Source organism: Yoonia sp. MH D7 (assembly GCF_054439475.1).
The window spans coordinates 152,840-160,481 of the sequence record NZ_JBTJCF010000002.1; the positions used below are offsets into that span (position 1 = coordinate 152,840).

Below are 7,642 nucleotides of genomic sequence, written 5' to 3' on the forward strand. Positions count from 1 at the left end.
TAGAAGAATGTTGAAGAAATTCGTCGTAGTCACAGCGCTCCTCAACTTTCTTTTTGCGCCGATGGTCATCGTGCAGGCCGTCCAGACTCCTGATCCTGCGAACTTTGTATTTTCGTTCACAATCGCAGGTTTTTTCCTAATGGCGGCCTCGCTCTTGATTTGGGCATCCCGCGACCTGACCGCCCGCGCGCCCGTTCTGTTTTGGAGCGCGGTGTCTCGGCTGATCGCAATCACGACAGTTGTTTATGCGGTACCTGTTGGGCTGGCGGATCCGTCGCAATATGCATTTGTTGTGTTCGATGGCTTTATCGCAGTGGTCTACATCCTTGGTGCATTGCGCGTCACCGGGCGGTCGTTTCTGGATTTCCTGTTGTGGCGCGTTGCGTAGGGCCGTTGGATTTTAGACGAGGCAGCGCCAACTCTTGACGATTGTCTGCGCCACTTTGCGCAGGCCCTCTGAGGCAGAAACATCACCTTGGTCACGATTGATCAACGCCGATGCCATCATCATGCCTTTGACAAATTCACCTGCGTCTTTGGCATCCACATCTGCGCGGACCTCACCTTTCGCCTTAGCGCGCTCAGACGGCTACCTATCCGCAGCGAACGGAGCTTCCCGCCCTTGATGTTTTTCGCTGCGTTAGCATCCGTACGAAAGCAGTCGTTGGCTTCGGAAGGGTCAAGGTCGGCTTGGTCCTGCACTCTGTGAGTCCAGAGATGGTGCAGCGAAGGTCTCCATTGACGACAGCTTCAAATGAGACTTCATCACAGCATGTTCAATTGCTGTATAAATGCGCGTCGACACTCGGCCCATTGCTGCCGTTCGCGAGGGTACTCGAATGCCGCGCCAGCAACCCGTATTGCGGACATTCGTGCAGGGCGCAGCATTTCAGTCGACTTGAACTCACAGCGTGCGGGACAAAGTGTGCTTTCGCTGCGGTTGCGCCAATGGCTGGCTTCAGCGCTTACAGCGAATCGCTATTTGTGCTAAAATTGGTAAGGTCGAAAATGATATTTGCCAAAACATTGTATTTGAAAGTGAACATGAACATGAAATTTTCCCTGAAGACCCTATTACTTTTTGGTTTTGTCGCGTCCCTCAGCGCTTGTGAAATGCCTGCCCAAGAAGAAAGCCAGAGTGCGGCGGCTGAGGCGGCGGCTGGAGCAGTTTGCGCCAACTGCTAATGACGTAAACGGCAATGCGAATGTTTGGCAGGCAAGGAACTGCATATTTGCATGTTAACTATGAATGGCACCGGCGATCAAAGCCGGCTTTGGCCGCGATGCAGGAAATGTGCAGAAAGGCTTATTAAGTCAATTTTGGCGCGAAGTGGTCAGATTTCAACAACCTCAAGTGGGGCATAATAGAAGGAGCAACCGTTGTGTTGCCTAGTCAATAAATAGATGTTTTCAAAAAACCTTATACGGACAACGATCACAATTCTTAGCATTTCATCGACAGCTTTCGCTGACCAGCCTGCATCACTCTGCGGGGTCACAGATACAGCGGCTCTTGACTTGTACGCAGAACTTTTAGAGGGGCAGTGGACATCGCATTTCCAGGCCGGTTACGTTATGCTCGGAGGTATGGCAATGACACATGGCGAGGCGCCATCGCCAGAAACTGGACGGTTCGAGGTTCAAGGGGGCCGCTTGACGATCATCCCTGATAGTTCGGAGGGTATGAACATTAGTTTTGACTGGGAAACAGGAGTTGATTGGAGTTTTGACAACCAACCTTCAATACCTGAATTTGCCCCTGGAAGCGTGCCTCCGATGGGGATCAGCGACAGTCAGCTTGGTGCTTATGCCGGGTGTGACGTGAACGATTTGCCACGTTTGGTTGGCGCTGCGTCAATTCCCATTGAAGGCGGACAGATGACATTTATACTCAGGCTTATAGTTGTGAATTCTGAAATGATCTATGGATTTCAACAAGTCCATGGGCTGGTGAACGGGCAGTCTATGGTGGAGCGTCGTCCATTCTTAATGACCAGATAAACCAACCTCCTGTTTAGCCTTTGATATATATTTCGGCGAGCACGTTACTCTGAGCCGAATGCCTTTGAAATACCTGATCCCTTCGAAACAAAAGCATAGATTTAGGACTATTTTTTATGTCAAATAAAAATCAACTTAGTGCCGGCACAACGACACTTATTGCTTTCGTAGTTGGGCTGGTTTTTATAGCAGTCGGTGCTAGTATGACTTACTCTTCGTATACGTTCACACGCACTGCCATAACAACAAATGGTACGGTGACCTATGTAAAGGAAAGTCGGTCTTCAAATAGTAACGGCTCCATAAAAGATAACTATATGCCCACAATATCTTTTTTTGATGATCAGGGCAGGCCTCAAAGTGCTCAAACGCCAGTTTCTAATCAGGACTACAATTTTCCTCTCGGGACGGAATTGAGCATTCTCTATAGTCGAGACAACCCAAGCCAAATCAAGTTAAACAAGTGGTTTGAACTTTGGGGTTTCGGCACGGTTTTTCTGGCAACGGGCTTCGGTATCCTCGCGTACATCATTTTTGCCTGGCAAGAGAGCAAAAAGCCGAGCGTTGCGCAAAAAAAACAAGAAAATTCAATTGACGATCTTAATGAGGCGGTCAAGCATCTACGCATGATGGGGCGTGATGCAGAAGCGGATGAAGTTGTCAAAAGAATGCAGTCTACCAATGTGGGTACCAGCGATCTAGACTAATAAATCCAAGCCTATCCACGGTCACGGTAAGGCGACATTGATGCTCTGTGCAGCATGGGGGACTCTGGGCTCACTGCCGCCATTAGATCGGTCGCAGCATTTTCGCATCAAGGGCGTACCGTCACCGACAAGGACGGCCCAAAGCCGCCGTCCGTGACATGGTTAACATGCTGCGGCGCGGCCCTCTAAACCGGCCATTCGCTGCAACAGCAATATCTGCTCTGCTAGCGCGAGCCGCTTTGCTGGCTGGCAGGGCGTCCCCTGCTTTATTTTGTATTACACTAGAAGAAAAGGAGGCGCACTCTCTGGATTGTTGCTGATAGCTTGCTGCGTTAAGGTATTTCTGCACCCGATAAACAAGACCATGTGGAGCGCGTAAGCTTGGGCAAAAGCAATAAGAGACCTTCAATTTCAGGACGGGCTGTAAATGCTACCGGGCGTTCAACGCTATTCTTGACTAAGTTAGTTGGAAAAGCAGGCTGGGCAATTGCCAAACCCGTGGGAAGGCAGACAGGAAAATTAGCTGCAAAAGGGGGTAAGGCCGTCAAGGATCATGCGGTTGTAAAATATGCAGAGTATGAATTGAGGCATGCTGAATATACTCAGAAAAACTTTTACGAAAAAGGTGCGACCGCTTTAGAAGACCTCGTCGATGCATTGTTAATCGAGAAACGCGGAACTTCGGCAAGGATCGTCAGAGCAGTTTCTGTAAAGCTCGCTGCCGCAGGAACAACAGCAGGGTTATTCTCTATCGCATCCATCCTTGGGACGGCCAGTACAGGAACCGCGATCTCGTCACTCTCTGGCGCAGCCTTTAACAGCGCCGCGCTGGCCTGGATCGGTGGAGGCGTTGTGACTGGTGGGTGGATTGTTCTGGGTGCAGCCGCCGCCGGGGGAGCGGTGGCATACTTTGGGTCTCGCACACTAATCAGCAAATGGACAGGGAAACGACGCAGGAAAAAGTCCTTGGATCCTCAAGAAATGCAATTTGTTGAAACCTGTTTGATGTTGGCAACCGCCTTTCGGGAACGTGTCGGTCAGAGCGCCGTTTTGGATCCCATCACCGCTGAAGCATTACAGCAAAACCTAGAGAACGATCTCCTCAAACAGCTGGATGTCTGCATCGCCAAAGTTACAGACTGGCCAGATATTCCGCTCATGCGGCTTGAAGATCGCAAGGTGGATCTAGAGGGTTTATTTAACTCCCTACCAACGATTCACTGTCGACAATCGCCAATCAGAAAGAAATTATCAGCGGCAGCGCCCGTAGTTACTGGTGTCGTGTCTGCGACGATATTGAAATTGATGTCGGAAAGCCTGCCTTCGTTTACTGACGATGAGGAATTGGTTCTTCAAGCGCTACGTCGGTCGAACAATGACCTTACCGATGCCAGTGAACTCGAACTATCAGAATACGTACAATCACTGTCCATTGAGCAAATTGCAGGGCTCAAAAACAACGTGAAGGGCATCTACCATGAACTAGCCTTTCAGCAACGAGAGAACCTTGACGGTGACGAATACATCGTTGAGCTCTTCGGCGACACGAACCATGCTGGGGCAGATGTCAGAATTATCAATATTGAAACCGGCGACGTTTCAGAGATTCAGCTCAAGGCGACAAATTACGCATCCTATGTCCGCGAACACAACGAAAAATACGAAAATATCGAAGTCCTGACGACCAGTGAAGTTGCGGAAAACTCTCCGGACTGGGCTTCTTCGGATTTCAGCAACGTAGGCCTCACAGAGGACACGACTTTAGCTCTACAAAAGCTGGGCCACGGTGCCGACGCTGAAATTATCGACAGTATGGGTGTTGCCGCGATGGTGACACTTGCGGCCAATGCTAAGTCTATGTTGAAGGGCGAAGCTCTTTCTACTGAGGCAAAACAGAAAATTGTCCAAAATGGAGTTGTTACGGCAAGCGTTGCTGGCTTGGTGCAGCTAATTATCTAGAAGCAAAATGCTCTGTGTATTAACTATACAATAGAAACCGAATGCCCTTAGCGGCAGCTGCGCGACGATCGAGCCAAAACAAGGGCGGTGGTGAGCTCAACTGATCGGCGGACCAACGGCCCTTTGCGGACATTAACCGGTGATCTGGATTGCTGCGGTGCGACCCGTGAGACCGGACATTCGCTGCGCTTGCAATATCGAGGGGCGAACTCACAGAATGCGGAAGAAGCAGCTCTTCGGTGCACCAATTAAAGAGGAAATTCGGCTTTCACGACCAAGCCAGTTTCTTCCCAGTGAAGCTCAATTGAGCCGTTAGCAGCCGCAATCAAATTCTGGATGAGTTTGGAACCGCTACTTCGTTTTGGCGTGAAAACTTTTGGGCCACCCGTTTCAGACCACTGGAAAATAAACTTGCTACTATCGTCTGTTTTTCTAATCTCCCAACCGACATTGATCAGGCCCTTCTCGGCACCTAGTGAACCATGCTTTACTGAATTAGTGGCTAATTCGTGCAGACTAAGGGCAACACAAGAAAGCAAATGACCGGGAAGAACAAAGTCGAGTCCGTTGAGGTGAAACTGTTGTGTACCTTTCGGTGCATAAGCGGCCAAGATCGTTTGTGCTAGTTTCTCGAAAGTCAGGTTCTGGCCTTCTGACCCACCGATCGTCTCAAAATGTGCATCACTTAACGCTCTGAGCCGTTCATCCACGATCGCAGCAAGTGCTTTGGCATCACCTTCCTCACGCGCCGTCATGCGGATGACAACACTCATCACATTAACAATATTGCGCAGCCTGTGGATAAGCTCGTCATCAGCAAGCTTGCGAGCCTTACGTTCCGCATTCCGCTTTTCTGTAACGTCGAGTTGGGAACCGAAGTAGAACACCAATTTGCCGTCGTTATCAAGAATTGGGCCGATTTGAAGAGCGTTTATAAAGCTGGTTCCGTCTTTTCGATAATTGATTATTTCTACCGTTTCGACCCGTTGTTCGTTGATTGCTGACCGTACTGCGTTGACGCTGTCTACTGTCGTTTCTGGCCCTTGCAATATCCTGCAATTCTTGCCTACAACTTCTTTTTCCGAATAGCCCACCAAATCAAGAAAAGCGGCATTAACGAAGACGATAGGGTTATCAGGGACATTAGGGTCCGAAATGCAAAGAGGGATTCGGGCGTGTCTGACTGCCTCTGTCATCGCTTTGTCATCGGTGAGGTCCCAACGCGAACGGCCTTTTGCTACATTCAAGTTGCGCTCCAATTTCTCAGTAAAGTCCAAGTCAACAGTATCCCAAACTTAATCGCCCCAATTCGAGATGTCACGTTAGCTTTACCAAGAGCTAACCTGTGAGGATGGCGACCTGATAGTAACTATGGGCTCACTGCCGCCATTAGATCGGGCACAGCATTTTCTCATCAGTTGCCTTGGCCCCCAGTAGGGACGGCCCAAAGCATGCGTAATTGGGCTACCCTCTGTTCTGAGGTCGAGCTCCCGATAAGATCACAGGATGACTGTGAACAAGGGAGAAGGAAGATGGAATATTTTGCCGGAATAGACGTATCGCTTCGATCCTGTGCGCTTTGCATTGTTGATGGCAGAGGAAAAGTGCTTCTTGAACGAGAGCTGCCCTGCGAGATCAGCGATATCACTAAGTACCTTGCTGAGTTCGCACATCCGATTGAACGGGTGGGCTTTGAAGCGGGCACGATGAGCCAGCACCTGTACTTCGGTTTGACAGCAGAAGGCTTCGATGTGGTTTGCATGGAGGCGCGACAGGTCAATGCGGCGCTATCAGCAATGCGGAATAAAACTGACAAGAATGATGCTCGCGGGATAGCTCAAGTGCTACGCACGGGCTGGTTCAGCCCGGTACATATGAAGAGCCGAGAGGCCCATGGCGTCCGTGCCTTGCTTAGCACGCGCAAGGCATTGCTAAAGAAGACAATGGATCTAGCCAATGAAGTGCGCGGTTTATTAAAGATATTTGGCATTCGTCTGCCCAAGACTGTGCAGCACGGCAGTTTCGATGGTGTTGTCCGACCGATGATCGAGATGGATGACGTTCTGGCCCATGCCTTGGTGCCACTATTAGATGCACGTGTTGTGTTGTATCAGCACTTTCTGGAACTGGATCGGCGTGTCAAACGCGCCGCCAGCCAGGATGAGGTTTGTATGCGAATGATGACCGTTCCGGGTGTTGGACCGATTGCATCATTGACCTTCAAAGCCGCTGTGGACGATCCTACGCGCTTCAAACGGTCACGAACTGTAGGCGCGCATTTTGGGCTAACACCGCGACGATATCAGTCAGGTGAGCACGACAATCCTGGTCGTATATCGAAAGCGGGGGACAGAGACGTTCGCGCAACTTTGTATGCAGCTGCAAACGCTTTGCTGATGCGGACGATGGCCGGATCGCAGATCAAATCTTGGGGTATGCGGCTAATGCGCACCAAGGGTCGTCGTCGCGCCGTTGTAGCTGTCGCACGTAAACTCGCCGTCTTGCTCCACCGGATGTGGATAGATGGCACAGAATTCCGTCAGGACCAAGTGGGGGGCAAGGCATGACCTAAAGCCCAAACACCAATCCTAACGGGGTCGTCCCTCACCGGACGAGGTTCGTGGAAGAAGCCGAAAATGTCTGCTGCGCAACGTGAAGCGCGTCCCAAAGCAAGGCTCTCCACGTCCGATCCGACATATGCGTGCAGCGGTGCCATCACGGCATCAACCAGACTGCGAAGAGAAGCGTGACCCGGATGAGTGACAAAGACCCGGAAGAAAGAAAGAAGGAAAATGAGCTTGACCCAAACGCCCAATTAGAGAAGGCGACTTTAAGCGGCCCACAACTATGCTGCGGTGCGGCCCATGGAAGGAGACATTCGCTGCGCCTGCTAAACTAGGTGATCAGCAAATTCACACTGTGTGGACTTAGCCGACAATTGCAGCACGTGCGTTAATGTCGGGTTAGTCGGGCCG

General features: G+C 50.5%; 8 protein-coding genes. 6 read left to right on the top strand and 2 right to left on the bottom strand.

Going from position 1 to position 7,642, the window contains the following annotated elements:
- Positions 1-7 precede the first annotated feature (7 nt).
- Positions 8-388, top strand: coding sequence for a hypothetical protein (locus ACXLHR_RS17095; RefSeq protein WP_458792687.1), 381 nt, complete (start codon positions 8-10; stop codon positions 386-388).
- Between the two features lie 12 nt (positions 389-400).
- On the opposite strand, the gene ACXLHR_RS17100 is transcribed toward ACXLHR_RS17095, so the two are convergent.
- The gene (locus tag ACXLHR_RS17100; protein ID WP_458792688.1) at positions 401-547 is read right to left on the bottom strand and encodes a hypothetical protein; all 147 of its coding nucleotides are present in this window, start codon (positions 545-547) and stop codon (positions 401-403) included.
- 461 nt (positions 548-1,008) lie between these two features.
- Between ACXLHR_RS17100 and ACXLHR_RS17105 the strand changes: the two genes are divergently transcribed.
- The 4 genes from ACXLHR_RS17105 to ACXLHR_RS17120 all read left to right on the top strand — a co-directional run bounded on the left by ACXLHR_RS17105 (position 1,009) and on the right by ACXLHR_RS17120 (position 4,667).
- The gene (locus tag ACXLHR_RS17105) at positions 1,009-1,185 is read left to right on the top strand and encodes a hypothetical protein (RefSeq protein WP_458792689.1); all 177 of its coding nucleotides are present in this window, start codon (positions 1,009-1,011) and stop codon (positions 1,183-1,185) included.
- 468 nt (positions 1,186-1,653) lie between these two features.
- Positions 1,654-2,001, top strand: a complete 348-nt coding sequence (locus tag ACXLHR_RS17110) for a hypothetical protein (RefSeq protein WP_458792690.1) — start codon at positions 1,654-1,656, stop codon at positions 1,999-2,001.
- A 116-nt stretch (positions 2,002-2,117) separates the two neighbouring features.
- Complete coding sequence (locus ACXLHR_RS17115) at positions 2,118-2,708, top strand: DUF3592 domain-containing protein (protein ID WP_458792691.1); 591 nt, start codon at positions 2,118-2,120, stop codon at positions 2,706-2,708.
- Positions 2,709-3,161: 453 nt separating this feature from the next.
- Positions 3,162-4,667 (top strand): hypothetical protein, encoded by a 1,506-nt coding sequence (locus tag ACXLHR_RS17120; RefSeq protein WP_458792692.1) that lies wholly within the window; start codon positions 3,162-3,164, stop codon positions 4,665-4,667.
- Between the two features lie 248 nt (positions 4,668-4,915).
- Here ACXLHR_RS17120 and ACXLHR_RS17125 read toward each other — a convergent pair whose 3' ends face one another.
- On the bottom strand, positions 4,916-5,944 hold the full coding sequence (locus ACXLHR_RS17125) for a PAS domain-containing protein (protein WP_458792693.1): 1,029 nt from the start codon (positions 5,942-5,944) through the stop codon (positions 4,916-4,918).
- 255 nt (positions 5,945-6,199) lie between these two features.
- Here ACXLHR_RS17125 and ACXLHR_RS17130 point away from each other — a divergent pair, with 255 nt between their 5' ends.
- Positions 6,200-7,234 (top strand): IS110 family RNA-guided transposase, encoded by a 1,035-nt coding sequence (locus ACXLHR_RS17130; RefSeq protein ID WP_458790674.1) that lies wholly within the window; start codon positions 6,200-6,202, stop codon positions 7,232-7,234.
- Positions 7,235-7,642: the final 408 nt, after the last annotated feature.

Excerpts from the sequence above, each read along its gene's own strand:
- ACXLHR_RS17095 (WP_458792687.1), top strand. The coding sequence starts at position 8 with ATGTTGAAGAAATTCGTCGTAGTCACAGCGCTCCTCAACTTTCTTTTT.
- ACXLHR_RS17105 (WP_458792689.1), top strand. The coding sequence starts at position 1,009 with ATGATATTTGCCAAAACATTGTATTTGAAAGTGAACATGAACATGAAA.
- ACXLHR_RS17115 (WP_458792691.1), top strand. The coding sequence starts at position 2,118 with ATGTCAAATAAAAATCAACTTAGTGCCGGCACAACGACACTTATTGCT.
- ACXLHR_RS17130 (WP_458790674.1), top strand. The coding sequence starts at position 6,200 with ATGGAATATTTTGCCGGAATAGACGTATCGCTTCGATCCTGTGCGCTT.